The organism is Pararhodobacter zhoushanensis (assembly GCF_003990445.1).
Lineage (GTDB): Bacteria > Pseudomonadota > Alphaproteobacteria > Rhodobacterales > Rhodobacteraceae > Pararhodobacter > Pararhodobacter zhoushanensis.
Window position 1 is genome coordinate 26,452 of sequence record NZ_REEZ01000013.1, and the last position, 15,553, is coordinate 42,004.

Annotated in this window: 17 protein-coding genes; 7 read left to right on the plus strand and 10 right to left on the minus strand. The window is 64.1% G+C overall.

All coding sequences use genetic code 11. The annotated features are described in order from the left end of the window. Positions 1–90 precede the first annotated feature (90 nt). Complete coding sequence (zwf, locus tag EAE28_RS20265) at positions 91–1,539, plus strand: glucose-6-phosphate dehydrogenase (RefSeq protein WP_127109675.1); 1,449 nt, start codon at positions 91–93, stop codon at positions 1,537–1,539. Then, on the plus strand, positions 1,539–2,210 hold the full coding sequence (gene pgl, locus EAE28_RS20270; RefSeq protein WP_127109677.1) for a 6-phosphogluconolactonase: 672 nt from the start codon (positions 1,539–1,541) through the stop codon (positions 2,208–2,210). Before zwf ends, pgl begins: the two co-directional genes overlap by 1 nt. An 18-nt stretch (positions 2,211–2,228) precedes the next feature. Here the strand turns inward: pgl and olsA are convergent, their stop codons facing one another. The 3 genes from olsA to EAE28_RS20285 form a co-directional block, all read right to left on the minus strand. Continuing rightward, complete coding sequence (gene olsA / locus EAE28_RS20275; protein ID WP_484237549.1) at positions 2,229–3,107, minus strand: lyso-ornithine lipid O-acyltransferase; 879 nt, start codon at positions 3,105–3,107, stop codon at positions 2,229–2,231. Further along, on the minus strand, positions 3,073–3,882 hold the full coding sequence (gene olsB, locus EAE28_RS20280; RefSeq protein WP_127109679.1) for an L-ornithine N(alpha)-acyltransferase: 810 nt from the start codon (positions 3,880–3,882) through the stop codon (positions 3,073–3,075). Before olsB ends, olsA begins: the two co-directional genes overlap by 35 nt. 91 nt (positions 3,883–3,973) lie before the next feature. Beyond that, positions 3,974–4,147 carry a DUF3553 domain-containing protein gene (locus tag EAE28_RS20285; RefSeq protein ID WP_127109681.1) on the minus strand — a complete coding sequence of 58 codons (174 nt, stop codon included), beginning with the start codon at positions 4,145–4,147 and terminating at the stop codon, positions 3,974–3,976. 31 nt (positions 4,148–4,178) lie between these two features. Between EAE28_RS20285 and EAE28_RS20290 the strand changes: the two genes are divergently transcribed. Next, positions 4,179–4,745, plus strand: coding sequence for a histidine phosphotransferase family protein (locus EAE28_RS20290; protein WP_127109683.1), 567 nt, complete (start codon positions 4,179–4,181; stop codon positions 4,743–4,745). Here EAE28_RS20290 and EAE28_RS20295 read toward each other — a convergent pair whose 3' ends face one another. From EAE28_RS20295 to EAE28_RS20325, 7 genes are all read right to left on the minus strand, one after another. Further along, positions 4,746–6,002 (minus strand): glutamate-5-semialdehyde dehydrogenase, encoded by a 1,257-nt coding sequence (locus tag EAE28_RS20295; RefSeq protein ID WP_425466783.1) that lies wholly within the window; start codon positions 6,000–6,002, stop codon positions 4,746–4,748. A gap of 111 nt (positions 6,003–6,113) precedes the next feature. Beyond that, positions 6,114–7,238, minus strand: coding sequence for a glutamate 5-kinase (gene proB, locus EAE28_RS20300; RefSeq protein WP_127109685.1), 1,125 nt, complete (start codon positions 7,236–7,238; stop codon positions 6,114–6,116). After that, positions 7,226–8,263, minus strand: coding sequence for a GTPase ObgE (gene obgE, locus EAE28_RS20305; RefSeq protein WP_127109687.1), 1,038 nt, complete (start codon positions 8,261–8,263; stop codon positions 7,226–7,228). Before obgE ends, proB begins: the two co-directional genes overlap by 13 nt. A 106-nt stretch (positions 8,264–8,369) precedes the next feature. Continuing rightward, positions 8,370–8,927, minus strand: coding sequence for a GNAT family N-acetyltransferase (locus tag EAE28_RS20310; RefSeq protein ID WP_127109689.1), 558 nt, complete (start codon positions 8,925–8,927; stop codon positions 8,370–8,372). A 107-nt stretch (positions 8,928–9,034) separates the two neighbouring features. Beyond that, complete coding sequence (gene rpmA, locus EAE28_RS20315; protein WP_127109691.1) at positions 9,035–9,307, minus strand: 50S ribosomal protein L27; 273 nt, start codon at positions 9,305–9,307, stop codon at positions 9,035–9,037. Positions 9,308–9,312: 5 nt separating this feature from the next. Next, on the minus strand, positions 9,313–9,972 hold the full coding sequence (locus EAE28_RS20320; protein ID WP_127109693.1) for a 50S ribosomal protein L21: 660 nt from the start codon (positions 9,970–9,972) through the stop codon (positions 9,313–9,315). 235 nt (positions 9,973–10,207) lie between these two features. Next, positions 10,208–11,464: a trypsin-like serine peptidase gene (locus tag EAE28_RS20325; protein WP_127109695.1), complete on the minus strand. Its 1,257-nt coding sequence runs from the start codon at positions 11,462–11,464 to the stop codon at positions 10,208–10,210. 216 nt (positions 11,465–11,680) lie between these two features. On the opposite strand from EAE28_RS20325, the gene EAE28_RS20330 reads away from it, so the two are divergent. Genes EAE28_RS20330 through EAE28_RS20345 form a run of 4 tightly spaced genes read left to right on the plus strand, consistent with a single transcriptional unit; the run spans position 11,681 to position 15,551 of the window. Further along, positions 11,681–13,210: a glycosyltransferase family 2 protein gene (locus EAE28_RS20330; RefSeq protein ID WP_127109697.1), complete on the plus strand. Its 1,530-nt coding sequence runs from the start codon at positions 11,681–11,683 to the stop codon at positions 13,208–13,210. A gap of 9 nt (positions 13,211–13,219) precedes the next feature. Continuing rightward, the gene (locus EAE28_RS20335) at positions 13,220–13,990 is read left to right on the plus strand and encodes a hypothetical protein (RefSeq protein ID WP_127109699.1); all 771 of its coding nucleotides are present in this window, start codon (positions 13,220–13,222) and stop codon (positions 13,988–13,990) included. Continuing rightward, positions 13,987–14,775 carry a sulfotransferase family protein gene (locus EAE28_RS20340; protein WP_127109701.1) on the plus strand — a complete coding sequence of 263 codons (789 nt, stop codon included), beginning with the start codon at positions 13,987–13,989 and terminating at the stop codon, positions 14,773–14,775. Before EAE28_RS20335 ends, EAE28_RS20340 begins: the two co-directional genes overlap by 4 nt. Then, complete coding sequence (locus tag EAE28_RS20345) at positions 14,772–15,551, plus strand: sulfotransferase family protein (protein WP_127109703.1); 780 nt, start codon at positions 14,772–14,774, stop codon at positions 15,549–15,551. The genes EAE28_RS20340 and EAE28_RS20345 overlap by 4 nt, the downstream gene beginning before the upstream one ends. Positions 15,552–15,553 lie beyond the last annotated feature (2 nt).

The following is a 15,553-nucleotide window of genomic DNA, read 5'->3' on the forward strand; positions in this document are numbered from 1 at the left end:
TGCGCTTGACTCGCGGGCAAGAGGCTGGACTTTGCCGCCAGAGACCTCTATCTGCACCCGTAGTTAACGCTAACATCCGCAGGAGCCGACATGGTCGCCCGCGTCATACCCGTCGAGCCTTTCGATCTGGTCATTTTCGGTGCCACCGGCGATCTCGCCCGGCGCAAGATTCTGCCTGCCCTCTGCCGTCGCTATGCCGAGGGGCAAATGCCCCCCGAAGGCCGCATCATTGGTGCAGCCCGTACCGAGCTGACGCGCGAAGAATTCCACACCATGGTGTCGGAAGCCTTTGACGAGTTCCTCGGCGCGTCGGCCCCCGATGCCGCCTTGCGCGCCGAATTCTTCGAGCGGCTCGATTACATCACCATCGACGCGCTGGGGGATGACGGCTGGAACGATCTGTCAGGCCGTTTGCGCGATGACGTGGTGCGTGCCTTCTATTTCTCGGTTGGCCCGTCGCTGTTTGGCCCGCTGGCCACCGGCCTTGGCCGCTTTGGTCTGGTGACGCCGGAAACCCGGATCGTGGTCGAAAAGCCCTTCGGCAACGATCTGGAAACCGCGCGCGCGCTGAACCAGACACTGGCGGCGCATTTCAACGAAACGCAGATCTACCGCATCGACCACTATCTCGGCAAAGAGACCGTGCAGAACCTGATGGCGGTGCGCTTCGCCAACATCCTGTTCGAACCGCTGTGGAACGCCCGCTTCGTTGACCACGTGCAGATCACGGTGGCCGAAACCGTCGGCGTCGGCGGTCGTGGGGCCTATTACGACAAATCGGGCGCGATGCGCGATATGGTGCAGAACCATATGATGCAGCTTCTTTGCCTGATCGCGATGGAGCCGCCCTATAGCTTCGAGCCGGATGCCGTGCGCGACGAAAAGCTCAAGGTTATCCATGCTTTGGACCCGGTTGAGCCGCGTCAGGTCGTGCGCGGTCAGTATGGCGGCGGCGCGGATACGGCATCTTATGCGGATGAGGTCGAGACCCCGGATTCCAATACTGAAAGCTACATCGCGCTCAAGGTCGGGATTTCCAACTGGCGCTGGAAGGGCACGCCCTTTTATCTGCGCACGGGCAAACGCCTGCGCGCCCGCACGTCCGAGATCGCCGTCACCTTCCGCGACCCGCCGCATTCGATCTTTGGCGAGGATGCGCCGTGGAAGGCCAATATTCTGGTCATCCGCCTGCAACCCGATGAAGGCATGACGCTGAAGGTGATGATCAAGGAACCCGGCCCCGGCGGCATGCGTCTGAAGGACGTGGCGCTGGACATGTCCTTTGCCGACGCTCTGGGCGAAGACATGCACATCCCCGACGCTTACGAGCGCCTGATCATGGATGTCATTCGCGGCAACCAGACGCTGTTCATGCGCGGTGACGAGGTTGAAGCGGCCTGGGCCTGGACCGATCCGATCATCGGCGCGTGGCAAAAATCGGCTGATACGCCAAAACCTTACGATCCGGGGTCGTCGGGACCGGATGAGGCGCTTAAGTTGATCCATCTGGATGGTAGAAGCTGGCGCGAGATCCGTTGATGGACTTTATTGAATATTCCGACAGCGACATGATGATGTTGTCGCTGGCCCGACAATTATCGCGCGACCTGCGCGAGGCTTTGGCACGACGCGACCGCGCCCTGTTTGCAGTGCCCGGCGGCAACACGCCGGGACCGGTGTTCGACATGCTGGCCGCCGTTGATCTTGACTGGGACCGGGTCGACATCGTGCCCGGCGACGAGCGCTGGCTCCCCGAGGATCACCCCCGCTCGAACGCCGGCCAGATCCGCGCACGGCTGATGCGCGGCAAGGCCTCGGCGGCACGGCTGATTTCGCTCTGGCGCGATGTACCCACCCCCGAAGAAGGCGCGGCCGAGATCGCCGACACGCTCGATGCCCTGCTGCCGGTCGATGTGGCGCTGGTGGGCATGGGCGCGGACATGCACACGGCCTCGCTGTTTCCGGGGGCGAACAACCTTGAGGCGGCGCTGGCTGCGCACGCGCCCTCGGTCCTGCCGATCACCGCACCGGGCGCGCCCGAGCCGCGTGTCACGCTCAGCGCGCGGGTGTTGAAAGACGCCTTTGCGCTGCATGTGCTGATTACCGGGGCTGAGAAGCGCACCGCGCTGGAACAGGCGCAGAAGCTGTCACCGATGGAAGCCCCGATCGCTGCCCTGCTGCACAACGCCACGGTTCACTGGGCGCCGTAACCCGCGGGCCGAAAACGTTTAATCGCGCATCACCCCGTCCGGCAAACGCTGGACCAGCGCCGATTTGACCGCTGCCTCGCAATGCCTTGCCAGTTCCTTGCGACCGGGGAAGTCCGAAACCTTGACCGGCGGATGGAACACAACCTCGACCCGCCCCTGGCGAGGCTGCGCGGCGACGCGCAGCAGATGCCCGAAAAACGACAGATCGCCCCACCAGCCATAAAATCGCGGATCGCGGTTGCTGGGGCCGATATAGACCAGCGAAACGGGCTGAACCGACAGAATATCAACCAGCTCATCCGAGAAGAACGCGGCAAAGAGCGTTGGTTTGAAAGGCAAAACCCGCGCACCATCGGAACTTGTCCCCTCGGGGAAGAAACACAGATGGTGCCCGGCTCGCAGCCGCGCCTCGAACACCATTTTCTGCAAGCGGGCGTCCCGTGCATCGCGGCGGATGAACACCGTCCCTGTTGCCCGCGCCAGCCAGCCGATGGCGGGCCAGCGCGCGACCTCTTCCTTGGCGACAAAATAGATCCGCTGTGGGGCGTTGAGCGTGAAAATATCCAGCCATCCCGCATGGTTGGCGACCACTGCGCCGCGCCCCTGCATCCGCTCGCCCGACACCTGCAGCCCGATCCCCAGCACCAGCAGCGCCGCCTTGCACACCCCTTGCGTGACGTAAGGCGTCACCGGGCGGCGCAGGCCAAAGAGTGGCCGCTCGAAGAGCCGCAAAAGCAGATGCACGGCCAGCCCGCCGAACACCACCACCACCAGCAGCGGCACCCGCCACGCCAGCATCAGCCAGCCCAGAGGGCCGATGCGAACCGCAGGCGGCTCGCCTTCGGGCGAGACCCAGGTCAGCTCAGCGGCGGGGCGTTTTGCGGGCGTAGAAGTCAACGGCTCTCTCGGACATGCGGGACGTGTCCATGATCAGACAGACGTCGGTGGTGTTGAAGTCGGTGTCGATATAGGCACCCTCGCCGACGAAACCACCCAGCCGCAGATAGGCGCGGATCAGCGGTGGAATTGCCGCCGTCGCGCGCGCGCGGTCCAGTGTGTCCGGCTTCAGCAGATCCATCCGCTGCGCCTGCGGGCCGGGACGCACAGCGACGCGCAAGGCATCCGGTGCCAGATGGTGGGTGTGCAGATAGCTCAGCGCCTCGGCATGCACGGCGGGGTCTGTCCCGTGGAACGAGGCCACGCCGAACAGGATTTCGATCCCCCGTTCCAGCACATATTCCGCCACGCCGTTCCAAAGCAGCAGCATGACCGGCCCGCGCCGATGCGCCGGGTGGACGCAGCTGCGGCCCAGTTCGACCAGTTTGCGCCCCGAGCCGCGCAGCGGGGCCAGATCATATTCGGCATCCGAATAGAAGCGCCCCAGCTCTTGCGCCCGCTCTTGCGGCATCAGCCGGTAGACACCCACCACATGCGCCAGCGTCGCCGGATCGACCGCGCGGTCCACCAGCAGCAGATGGTCGAAATAGGGATCCAGCGCATCGCGTTCCAGACGCCGCACGTGATCAGCGCCCTCGCAAACCGCGCCCAGCTCTTCGACGAACACGTCATAGCGCAGACGTTGAGCGCCCAGCAGATCGGCCTCATCACGGGCCAGCCGCACTTCATAGCCTTGATCTTTGTGCGCCGCAGAGGGGGTGCGTGCGTCGTTCATCGCAGTCTCGCTTTAGCAAAGAGGCGGGCAATTGACACAGCCGCAAGCTGCGCCTTACCCTTTTGGCAGGGTTGGCCTGCCCGGTGCGGGATCACTGGCCCGGCATCCATTCAAGGTCGATTACCCGTGTATCCACCACCACCTTGCCCGCTTCTTCAAAATTTACCGTCACGCGCGGGCCAACGACGGACTGTACCTGCCCCAGTCCCCAGTCCGGCTGGGTGGGATGGCGGACGAACATACCGGGTTCAAGCAACTGAGACATCGGGTCCTACCTTTCTTCCGGGGGCACAGTGATGCCCGAGGTGCGCGATCTTGCAGCCTTGGTCAGCTCGCGGCTTTGCCATGATCTCGTAAGCCCTCTCGGCGCGATCGGCAACGGGGTCGAGCTGATGCGGATGATGCAACTCGACTCGCCCGAGCTGGATCTGATCGAACAGGCCGCCAAGGCGGCGCAGGCGCGGGTGCACTTGTTTCGCCTCGCCTTCGGTGTTGCGCAAGACGGGCAAGAGGTTCGCGCTGCCGAACTGGCACAGGCGCTGGACGGCATAGCGATACAGGGCCGCGTCACGCTGCGCAGCGCCTGCACAGCACCGGTGCCGCGCCCGCTGGCCAAGCGCCTGACCTTGGCTGCCCTGTGTGCTGACAGCGCCCTGCCCTACGGTGGTGAGATCGCGGTCGAGCCGGGCGGCGTTATCGCCACCTCCCCGCGCCTGACCCTCGATGCCGATTTATGGGATCCGCTCAGCCAGGGAGAGATCCCGCCCGAGCTTTCGGCAAAATCGGTGCACTTCGGTCTGCTGGCGTCGCTGGGTCCCGTCCAGATCGAACGGGACGAGACCCAGGTGACGCTTCGGCTGTAGTCAGGGCCGGATCGTACCGTCGCCGGTGACCAGATACTTGAAGCTGGTCAGCTGCTCGGCCCCGACCGGCCCCCGCGCGTGCATCTTGCCGGTGGCGATGCCGATCTCGGCCCCCATGCCGAACTCACCGCCATCGGCGAACTGGGTCGAGGCATTCTGCATCAGGATCGCGCTGTCCAGCCGGGCGAAGAAGCGGTCTGCCGTGGCCTGGTTTTCGGTCAGGATCGATTCCGTGTGCTGGCTGCCATATTTGCGGATATGCGCAATCGCCCCGTCCACGCCATCGACCAGTTTGGCGGCGATGATCATGTCTAGAAACTCGCGGCCGAAATCCTCGGGCGTGGCTTTCACCGTGCCTTTGACGGTCAACAGCTCACCCTCAGTACGCACCTCGACCCCGGCCTTGAGCAGATCCTCGATCAGCACCGCGCCATGGCGGGCGTAGAAGCTGCGGTCAATCAGCAGCGTCTCGGCCGAGCCGCAGATCCCCGTGCGTCGGGTCTTGGCGTTCAGAACCACCCGGCGCGCCTTGGCCAGATCGGCGTCGCCATCAGCATAGACGTGGCAGATGCCCTCAAGATGCGCGAAGACCGGCACGCGCGCTTCGGCCTGCACCAGCCCGACCAGCCCCTTGCCCCCGCGCGGCACGATCACGTCGATGTACTTGACCATGCGCAGCATCTCGGCCACGGCCTCGCGGTCGCGGGTCGGCACCATCTGGATCGCGGCCTCGGGCAGCCCGGCGGTCTTGAGCCCTTCGACCATGCACCCCAGCAGCGCCATCGAGGAATGATAGCTCTCAGACCCGCCGCGCAGGATCACGGCATTGCCCGACTTCAGGCACAGCGCAGCGGCATCGGCGGTGACATTCGGGCGGCTCTCATAGATCACGCCGATGACACCCAAAGGCGTGCGCAGCCGGCGGATATGCAGGCCCGAGGGCATGTCCCATTCCGCCAGCACCGCCCCGATCGGATCGTCCTGCGCAGCCACCGCCTGCAATCCCGCCACGATCGACGCGATCCGCGCCTCGTCGAGTTCCAGCCGATCCAGCATCGCTGCGCTCAGGCCTTTGTCGCGACCGAACGCCATGTCCTTGGCATTCGCCGCCAGAATCGCCGGGACGCTATCGGCTACAGCGTCAGCCGCCGCCAGCAAGGCCGTCTTCTTGGCCTCGGCACTGGCAAAGCCCAATTCGGCCGAGGCGTCGCGCGCCTGTCTGCCGATCTCTTCCATCATCGCCGCGATATCGCTCATCCGTTTCACCCTCATCTGTCCCCAAATATCCACGGGGGGTGTCCAGAGGGGGGAGCGTGCTCCCCCCTCGGCGAGGGGGTCCGGGGGGCGAGCAGCCCCCCGGCTTTCCTCTCACAACACCATATCATCGCGATGGATCAGCGCAGCCCGGCCCGAATAGCCCAACACCTGCGCAATCGCATCCGACCGCTTGCCTTTGATCTTGCGGGCCTCATCCGCCGTATAACGGACCAGACCCAGCCCCAGAGCACCCGCAGGCCCCTGAATCGCCACTGGTTCACCGCGGCCAAATTGGCCAACCACCTCCGTGACTCCCGCGGGCAGCAGGGATTTCCCCTGTCCCAGCGCCTGAGCGGCACCTGCGTCGATCATCAGCACGCCGCGCGGTTTCATCGCGGCGATCCAGCGTTTACGGGCGGCTTGCGGATCACCCAGCGCGGCGAACCACGTGCAATTCGCGCCGTTCTCAATGGCACTGAGCGGCCGCAACGGGCTGCCCGCCGCGATCACCATAGCGCAGCCGCCATGCGTCGCGGTGCGCGCGGCCATGACCTTGGTTTTCATCCCGCCTTTGGACAGGCCGGACACGGGATCGCCCGCCATTGCCTCGATCTCGGGGGTGATGTCGTCGACGAATTCCAGCCGGCGCGCGGTCGGATCGGTGTGCGGGTTGCCGGTGTAGAGGCCATCAACATCCGACAGCAGCGCCAGCTGATCCGCGCCAATCGTGATGGCGATCTGCGCGGCCAGACGGTCGTTGTCGCCGTAGCGGATCTCATCCGTCGCGACAGTGTCATTCTCGTTGACGATGGGCACCACGCCCAAGGACAGCAGCGTTTCCATCGTCGCGCGGGTGTTCAGGTAACGGCGGCGGTCTTCGGTATCCTCCAGCGTCACCAGCACCTGCGCGGTGGTGATGCCGTGGGGCTGCAAGACCTCCTCATAGGCGCGCGCCAGACGGATCTGGCCAACCGCTGCCGCCGCTTGCGACTGCTCCAGCGGCAATTCCCCGGTGGGCAACCCCAGAACTCGTCGCCCCAGTGCAATCGAGCCCGACGAGACCAGCACGACATCGGCCCCGCGCGCCTTGGCAGCGGCCACGTCCAGCGCCAAAGCCGCCAGCCAGTCCGATTTCAACTGTCCCGAACCCGCATCGACCAGAAGCGCCGAGCCGATCTTGATGACCAGCCGCCGTGCCTGTGTCAGCGAGAGCCGCGTGTCGGTCAGGGTTGCCACGGCGCGTCATCCTCGTCTTCGCGCGCGGCCTCCGCCCGTTGCGCGGTGATCTCGGTCCACAGTGCGCGCAGCACTTCGGTCGTGCCCTTACCGGTTGCCGCCGACAGCACATAGACCCGCCCGCCGCTGGCCACTTCCAGCGCCGCGCGTTTCTCGGCGATCTCTTCGTCGGTCAGCGCGTCGGACTTGTTCAACCCGACGATGCGGGCCTTCTGGTGGACGATCTCGCTGTAATTCTCAAGCTCGTGGTCGATGATGCGGAAATCCTCGGCCACGTCTTCCGCCGTGCCATCGACAAGTTGCAGCAGCACCGCGCACCGCTCGATATGGCCCAGAAACTGGTCGCCCAGTCCCCTGCCCTCGCTTGCGCCTTCGATCAGGCCGGGGATGTCGGCCAGCACGAATTCGCGCTGGTCGATGCCGACGACGCCCAGATTGGGGTGCAGTGTGGTAAAGGGATAATCGGCGATCTTGGGCCGCGCGTTCGAGGTCGCGGCAAGGAAGGTGGACTTTCCGGCATTGGGCAGACCGGCCAGACCGGCGTCGGCGATCAGTTTCAGGCGCAGCCACAGGATACGCTCGACACCGTCCTGCCCCGGATTGCCCTTGCGCGGCGACTGGTTGGTCGAGGATTTGAAGCGCAGGTTGCCCCAGCCGCCATTGCCGCCCTTGGCCAGCATGATCCGCTGGCCGATGGTGGTCAGGTCGGCGACGACGGTCTCGCCGTCCTCTTCCAGAATCTCGGTCCCGGCAGGCACCTTGAGCACGATGTCATCGCCATCCTTGCCGGTGCGCTGCTTGCCCATGCCCGGGCGGCCGTTTTCGGCAAAGAAATGCTGCTGATAGCGAAAGTCGATCAGTGTGTTCAGCGCAGGCACGCATTCGACCCAGACATCGCCGCCGGTGCCGCCATCGCCGCCATCGGGCCCGCCGTATTCGATGAATTTCTCGCGCCGGAAGCTGACGCAACCGCCGCCGCCCGAACCCGAGCGAATGGTGACTTTGGCGAGATCGAGGAATTTCATGGCAGTGTCCCGGGGTGGCGCACTGTCAGGCGATAGCCGTTCGCACGCAGAGGATCAAGGCCCGCGCATGAGGCGCGGGCCGGAGGAAGGGTGCGACAGGGGCCGGTCAGGCCAGTTTGCGCAGATAGGTCCAGGTTGGCACGGTGGCGTGGCGCGCCAGCGAGTGCGCCTCGGCATCGCCGATATAGTCAAACCCGGCATTGGTCAGCACGCGGGCCGAAACAGGATTGTCCTGAAACACCTCGGCGAAGACCGTTTTGTTACGGTGCGGATTGGTGTCCAGCAGCGCCTTGACCGCCGCCGAGGCGATCCCGGCATGCCAGAAATCCGGCGCGACCCAATAGCCGATCTGGCTCTGGTTGCGATCCAGCGACTTGAGCGACACCACGCCCAGAAATGACGGCGCACCCTGCGGTCTGCCGTCGATCGCCCAGACATCCTCTTCCCGGTCCTCGGCCAGCGCTGCGTCGATATACGCCTGCGTTGCCGCCGCCGTCAGCGGATGCGGAATCGAGCGCGTCCCCTCGGCCACCCGTCGGTCGCTGGTATAGATGTGCAACAAAGCAGCATCCTGACGGCCCAGCGGACGCAGGATCAGATGATCTGCTTCGATGCTGGGTTGAGTCCGGCTGACAGCGGGGGTCTTGGTGAAGCGGATCGTCATGAGGATCGTCCTGGTCTTCTGCCACAAAAACGCATGACAGACAAAAGAATGGGGGCCGACAGCGTTCTGTCGGCCCCCGTGTAACGTGCAAATGTAAAGCCTTTGCGTTACTCGGCAGCCTCACTCACCACTGGTACGATCGACACAAAGCTGCGCCCCCGGAACCCTTTGGTGAAGGTGACGCGACCGTCGGTCGTGGCGAACAGGGTGTGATCGCGGCCCATGCCGACGCCGGTACCAGCAAAGTGCTTGGTGCCGCGCTGGCGCACGATGATGTTGCCGGCGATGCAGACTTGACCGCCGTAGATCTTAACACCAAGGCGGCGACCCGCAGAGTCGCGACCGTTGCGGGATGAACCGCCTGCTTTTTTGTGTGCCATGGGTGTTACTCCTTGTCAGCGGCCAGCGTGGCGGCCTGTTCGAGCCAGTTGTCACGGGCGATACGGCCCTTGAACGACAGCTGGTCATCCATGTACGCGATTTCCGCTTCCGACCAAGCCGAGATCTGGTCGAAGTGGAACACGCCGTTCTGGTGCAGCAGGCCTTCCAGCTTGGGGCCAACGCCCGAGATCTTTTTCAGATCATCGGCTTTGCCGCCACGGGCTTCGGTCAGCAGGTTCGCCGGGCGGGTGCCCGCGACTTCGCCTGCAACAGCCGGAGCCGCCGCTGCCATCGACGCGCCCGAAACCGAGCCCGAACCGATAGCCGCCTTGACGCCCGACGCATCAGCGCCCGAGGCCAGGATGTCCGTCACGCGGACCAGCGTCAGCTTCTGACGGTGGCCTTTGGTACGCTGCGAGCTGTGCTTGCGGCGACGCTTGACGAAGTGGATGACCTTGTCACCCTTGATCTGGTCGATGACTTCGGCCTGCACGGCAGCGCCCGCGACGAGCGGCGCACCGATGACCGGCGAGTCGCCGCCCAGCATCAGAATGTCATTGAACTGGATTTTCTCACCGGCATCCGCCGCGAGACGTTCGACGCGCAGCACGTCGCCCGCTTGGACGCGATACTGTTTACCGCCGGTCTTGAGGACTGCGAACATGTCCTGTCTTTCCTTATGCTTCCGCGTTCTGTGGCCGCCCTTGCGGGTGTTGCTGGCACGCGCCGCCTCGAACTGCGCCCCCGTTCGGGAGTATGAAAACGAACCGTGCCCCGGTTCGGCCTTTGGACCGATACGGGGCACGGGGTGGGCATTACCGCCTTAAGGGGCAGTAAGTCAAGCGCCAGAGGCCCAAACGCGCGCGGAAAAGCGCATCAAACCGTGGCGCAAGACAGGTTTACGTCGGCAGTTGCGTGCAGGTGTAAGAGCCATGGGTCCGCCGCGACAGGCGGCAGAACTGGTTGAAGAGCTCCAGGAAGTTATTGGCATTGTTCACGCCGCTCAGCGGCGAGGCACCCTGGATCTTGATATTCCCGCCGCTATAGCCCCACGAGGTCACAGCCATGACCACGTTGCGCGACGGCATTTGCGATGCCTGCTGTGCCGAGTCGCTGATATCGCCCATGTTCAGGATGTGGGGTCCACCGCTCGATCCACCTTCCATGCCCGACCCATGCACGTAATCCAGGCCGATCCGGTTCCACAGCGGAATGGTCTGTCCGGTGACCTCGAGGTGCTGGCCAACGGTCATTTCCTCACCGCTATAATAGTTGCCGGGATACCCCAGCTGCGTCAGGAAATTATAGTCCAGACGGCAGTTGAGGTAGCAAAATGGCAGATAGCCAAGCCGAAAGCCGGGCAGCGAATTATTGACATAGGACCACCGTGCGTCTGTCAGGCGCCCGCACAGCGCCATGCCAACGTCGTAACCGCCGTTCAGCCCCGCCGACTCGCTGGCGGCGTTGCGCCACTGGGTCGTGGTGCCCCAGCGCAGAACCTCGCAGGATCCGTACCGCTGGCTGGCCCCCATTTCACCCGAATAGCCCGGGTAGAAGACGCCTTGGGTGTTCCAGCCCTCCTCACCACCCCGGTCGGGGTTGTAGACACAATGGCCCGCGGTCAGCAGGATCGCCCGGTCGATCAGCGTTGCCGTGCACGAGAACCAGAAGCCGCCGTTCATGAAATACAGCTTTCCCACCGAACGCTGCGGGGCGAAATACGGCGACGGATGCTGCAACGCGTCTGAGTAGTGATAGATCGTGCCAAGATTGCCCGAGCCGTAATCCTGAGCGTCGGGCGCGGTGCTGTTCGTCGAAGGCGCGCCTTCGCTGAGTTCGCGGTACAGGCTTTCGTCAATCGTGGCCCGCACGGCGCGACCGGCGGTGCCGGGACGGATACGCGGCAGCCCCGCCCCCATGTCGGTGGCTGGCGGCACGGCCCGGGCCGTGGCCATGGGGCCACTGCCATCGAAGATCTGTTCCATCGGGGTCGCCGTCGCCATGATCTGGGCAAAATCGACGTCCCCCATGGTCGAGGGCCCCATCGGCGGCGACAGAACCTGTGCCAGTGCGGGCTGGGACATCAGCGCACACAGAGCGGCAACCGCCAGCGTGCTCCGGCTGAAAAAGGAATACGATGTATGTGCAGACGTCACTGAAATCTCCCTGAACCAAGCGCCCGAAGGCACCCAAAACCAACACAGCCGCACCCCAATTGCGCGACCCTAATCTCAGCAGCGTAAGGCGAATCGATCCGTGCGGCAACCGTCGGCATGTCATGTCTATTTCGGGATGGAACGCTCATCAGCCTTGGACTAGGGTGATCGCGCACCGCAGCCTCTCCCCGTACAGTCAAACGGTTTCAACACAGTATGTCCTCACGTTCTCTTCGCGTTGGTGTTGTGATCCGCACCAAGGATCGACCCGGGTTTGTCACGCGCGCCCTGCGCAGTGTGATGGATCAGACCTATCCCGGCTGGCGCGTCATGCTGGTCAACGACGGCGGCGATCAGATTGCGCTCGAGGCCGCGATTGCGGCGGACGGCCTGGCGCCCCTGTTCGCCAGCGACGCGATGCAGGCGTTGCACTTGCCGGTGTCGATCGGGCGGTCCGATGCCTTCAACCTTGGGGCGCAAACGCTGGACACCGAGTTTGTCTGCTGCCTGGACGACGACGACACCTGGGCACCGGGCTTTCTGGAGGCCTTGCTCGACCTGCATGACCGCACCCTACCGCTGGCCCCTGATCTGGGCGGCGTGGCGGCGCTGGTCACGGCGGTGCGCGAGGATCTGGTAACGCTCGACGGAACGGAAACCCTGATCACGCTGGGCGAGGATGATCTGTCGCACGCGTTCCGGCGCACGGATTTCTTTCTGAACCCCATCGCCTATGCCACCTATCGGCATGACCTGTACCCGGTGCAGTGGATGCTCAACCGCGAGGCTGTGCTGGCGGCGGGCGGGTTCCCTTCGGCGTTCAACGTGATGGAAGATCGCGCCTTCATGACGCTCTTTCTGCAACGCTGGCGGGTTGCGATCCTCGATCAGAAGCTGGCCTTTCACCACCGGCGCACCCGGCGCAAGGGCGACACGCAGCAAAGCATCGTGCTCAACACGCTGGACAACCCATCGTATGATTGGCGGCTGTTCTCGGATCTTGCCAAGATCCCGCTCAACTCCCTGCCTGATGACGCTGGCGACGGGGCGTCGAACAGCGAACGCGCCGGTGCCTTGTTGCGGGCCACGGCGGCCACGATCATCAAAGAGCTGAACGACGAGACCAGCGGGCTGTGGCACAAGATCAACGGCGAGACCGCGACGCTGAAGGCCCGCCTTGAAGCGCTCGATGCGCGGGTCGGTGGCGTTTCAGCGGTGCCCGAGGCCGAGACCCCGCCCGAGGCGCAGGTCTGGTCGCTTTGGACTGAACTGGGCGCGCAGGATGCGGGCTTCGGTCTGGGCGTGGATACACCGTTCCTGTCGCGTCTTTCGCTGTCGATGGCCGATGCGCAACCGGGGTTGATGATGCATGCCTCGCGGGCACAAAACCGCATGGTCGTTCAGATCCCCTGCACGCATGACTGGGCGGCGCTGGAGGTCTCGCTGGACGGGCTGGTCAAACCCGGCCACGGGCTGCGCTGCGAGCTGATCGTCAGCCATCCGACCGGCTATTTGTTCGAAACCGCGCTGTCAGTCACCCAGCGCGACCGTCGCGGGCGCGTGTCGCAGGCGCTCGAAGTCGGGTATGTCCACTCGTGCCCGCCCGGTGGGTCAGTCCGTGTGGTGCGCGACTTCCCCGTCGAGTCGTTCGAGCGCGACGCGCGGTGCAAATTCTCGGTTGCGCTGCCACGCCAAGCCAGTGATTTTCGGCTGATAGTGCACGATCTGGTGGTCAGTCTGCTGTGAAGCATCGGTATGCCCATGTTTGACGACGCCTTGCCCGACTTCGCCCTTCGCGGCGAGACAGGCATAGACCTGTTCGCGCGCAGTGACGACGACGCCCATCGCCGCGCGCGGTTCCGCTGCGTTGCCACGCTGGGCGATGACGGCACGCTCGTCGACCATATGCCCGATGCCAAACGCGATCAGAACGCGTTGCGGGCAACAGCCGAGGCGTTGGCCACGGATCCGCTGTTGACGCCTTTTGTGCTGGCCGACGTGACCAGCTGGCCCAAAGCCTCGGATCTGGGCAATCCGATCCGGTTGTTCCTGTATCTCGACTTTCTGCGCGCCTGGCAGGTTGCCGATATGGCTGCCGCCCGGTTCGAAGCCGGTTTGCGCCGCGACCCGGGCACCCTGCCCGGTGACGCGACCCGTTTGCCGGCCGTGATCCTGCCGATCCTCGATTTCAATCAGCTAAGCCGTGGCAGCCGTGTGGCCCGTGCGCTGCTGCCCTTGCTGAACGCACAGCTTGCAGATCCTGCGTTTCGTGAGCCCAAGAATGGCGGCACGGGCTATGCCCTGCGCATGCTGGGCGATCTTTGTCTGCGCGGCAAAGATGCCGCTCTGGCGCTGCAATGCTATGAAACCGCTGTCGCTTCGGGCGACAACCCGTTTCGCCGCCGCAAGGCGATCGAAGCAGCCCGCGCCGCGAAAAATGCCGAGGCGCTGGCCAGACATCGCGCGGCGTATGCCGAGCGCTGGCGGCTACCCGCCGATCTCGCTGAAGACAAGGATACAGAATGACCCGCACCAATGCCGTCGATATTCTTTGCATCGGGGCACAACGCGCGATGACCTCGTGGCTGCACCAAGCCGTTTCGGCCCATCCCGGAACCTGGGCTTTTCCCGCCTTTGACCCGCTCACCTCGACCAGCAAGGAAGCGCATTACTGGGACTGGAACCACAAGCGCGGTCAGGACTGGTACCGTGTGCTGACCCGGCCTCTGAACGATGCGCTGCTCAGTCTGGATTTCACGCCTGAATACGCCTTTCTCAACGAGGCGCAGCTGACCGAATGTAAGCACCTGAACCCCGAGGGAAAGGTGATCTACATTCTGCGCGATCCCCTCGCGCGGGCAATCTCGGCGCTGCGCATGCATACGGTCTGGGCAACCAAACACGCGGCAGCGGACGCCGCCAGCCTGACCTATGACAAGACCTTTCTCGAACGCTGCCGCAAGGCCCGGATCTGGGATCATGGCGCTTATGCCGCCAATCTCGCCCGGTGGCGCCGGTTTTACCCTGACATGCTGGTGCTGAACTTCGAAGCGCTCAGCGCCGACCCGCTTGCCGGTCTGCGTCAGGTCTATGACCACTGCGGGTTGGACTGGGACGGGCTGGACGACGAAACCCGCGCCGCGCTGACCGAACGCGCGCAACGCCACGTCTGGGCAACCCCACGCTATACGCTCGACGCCGACTGCGTTAACTTCCTTTACGGAACGCTCTGGACCGCACGCGAGGAAACCGAGGCCGAAACCGGTTTCGCCTTCACCGAGGCCAATGCTTATCTGGAGGCCGCACGATGAGCCGTGAGAACATCACCGATATTCTGTGCATCGGCTGTCAGAAAGGCTCGACCAGCTGGCTGCATTCGGTGCTCAACTCGCACCCCAAAACGCATTCCTTTCCCAGCAGCGGACCGCTGACCTCGACCGACAAAGAGGCGCATTTCTGGGACTGGAACCACAAGCGCGGCGTTGACTGGTATCGCACGCTGATGACGCCGCCGAACCCGGCGAAGCTGTCGATGGATTTCACGCCGGAATACGCCTTCCTGTCCGCCGAGCACATCGCCGAGTGCAAGGCGCTCAACCCGACGGCCAAGGTCATCTACATCCTGCGCGATCCGATGGCGCGGGCCGTCTCGGCGCTGCGCATGCACATGCTTTGGCGCTATGGCAAAGATCATGCCGAACCCCTGCACCGGGATGAAGAATTCCTCACGTTGGTGCGCAATTCACGGATAACCCTGCACGGCGCTTTCTTGCATAACCTCCGGGCGTGGCAAAAGCACTATCCCGACATGATGGTGCTGAATTATGAGGATTTCCATAACGACCGGGCCGCCAGCGTGGCGCGTATCTTCGCCGCGCTGGATCTGGATACCAATGAGATGAACGAGGGTTCGCAGCGCAGGGTCGAGCGTCTGGTTGACGGCGGGCGTGTCTGGGAGTCCGAGAAGTTTCCGATGGACCGTTCCGTGCTGATGTTTCTGCAGGGCCTGACCTGTCGCGTCCGGCAGGCCTGTGAGAGCGAGTTGAACATGCGCTTCGCCGAGGGCGAGCAACTGTTGAACGGCTGAGG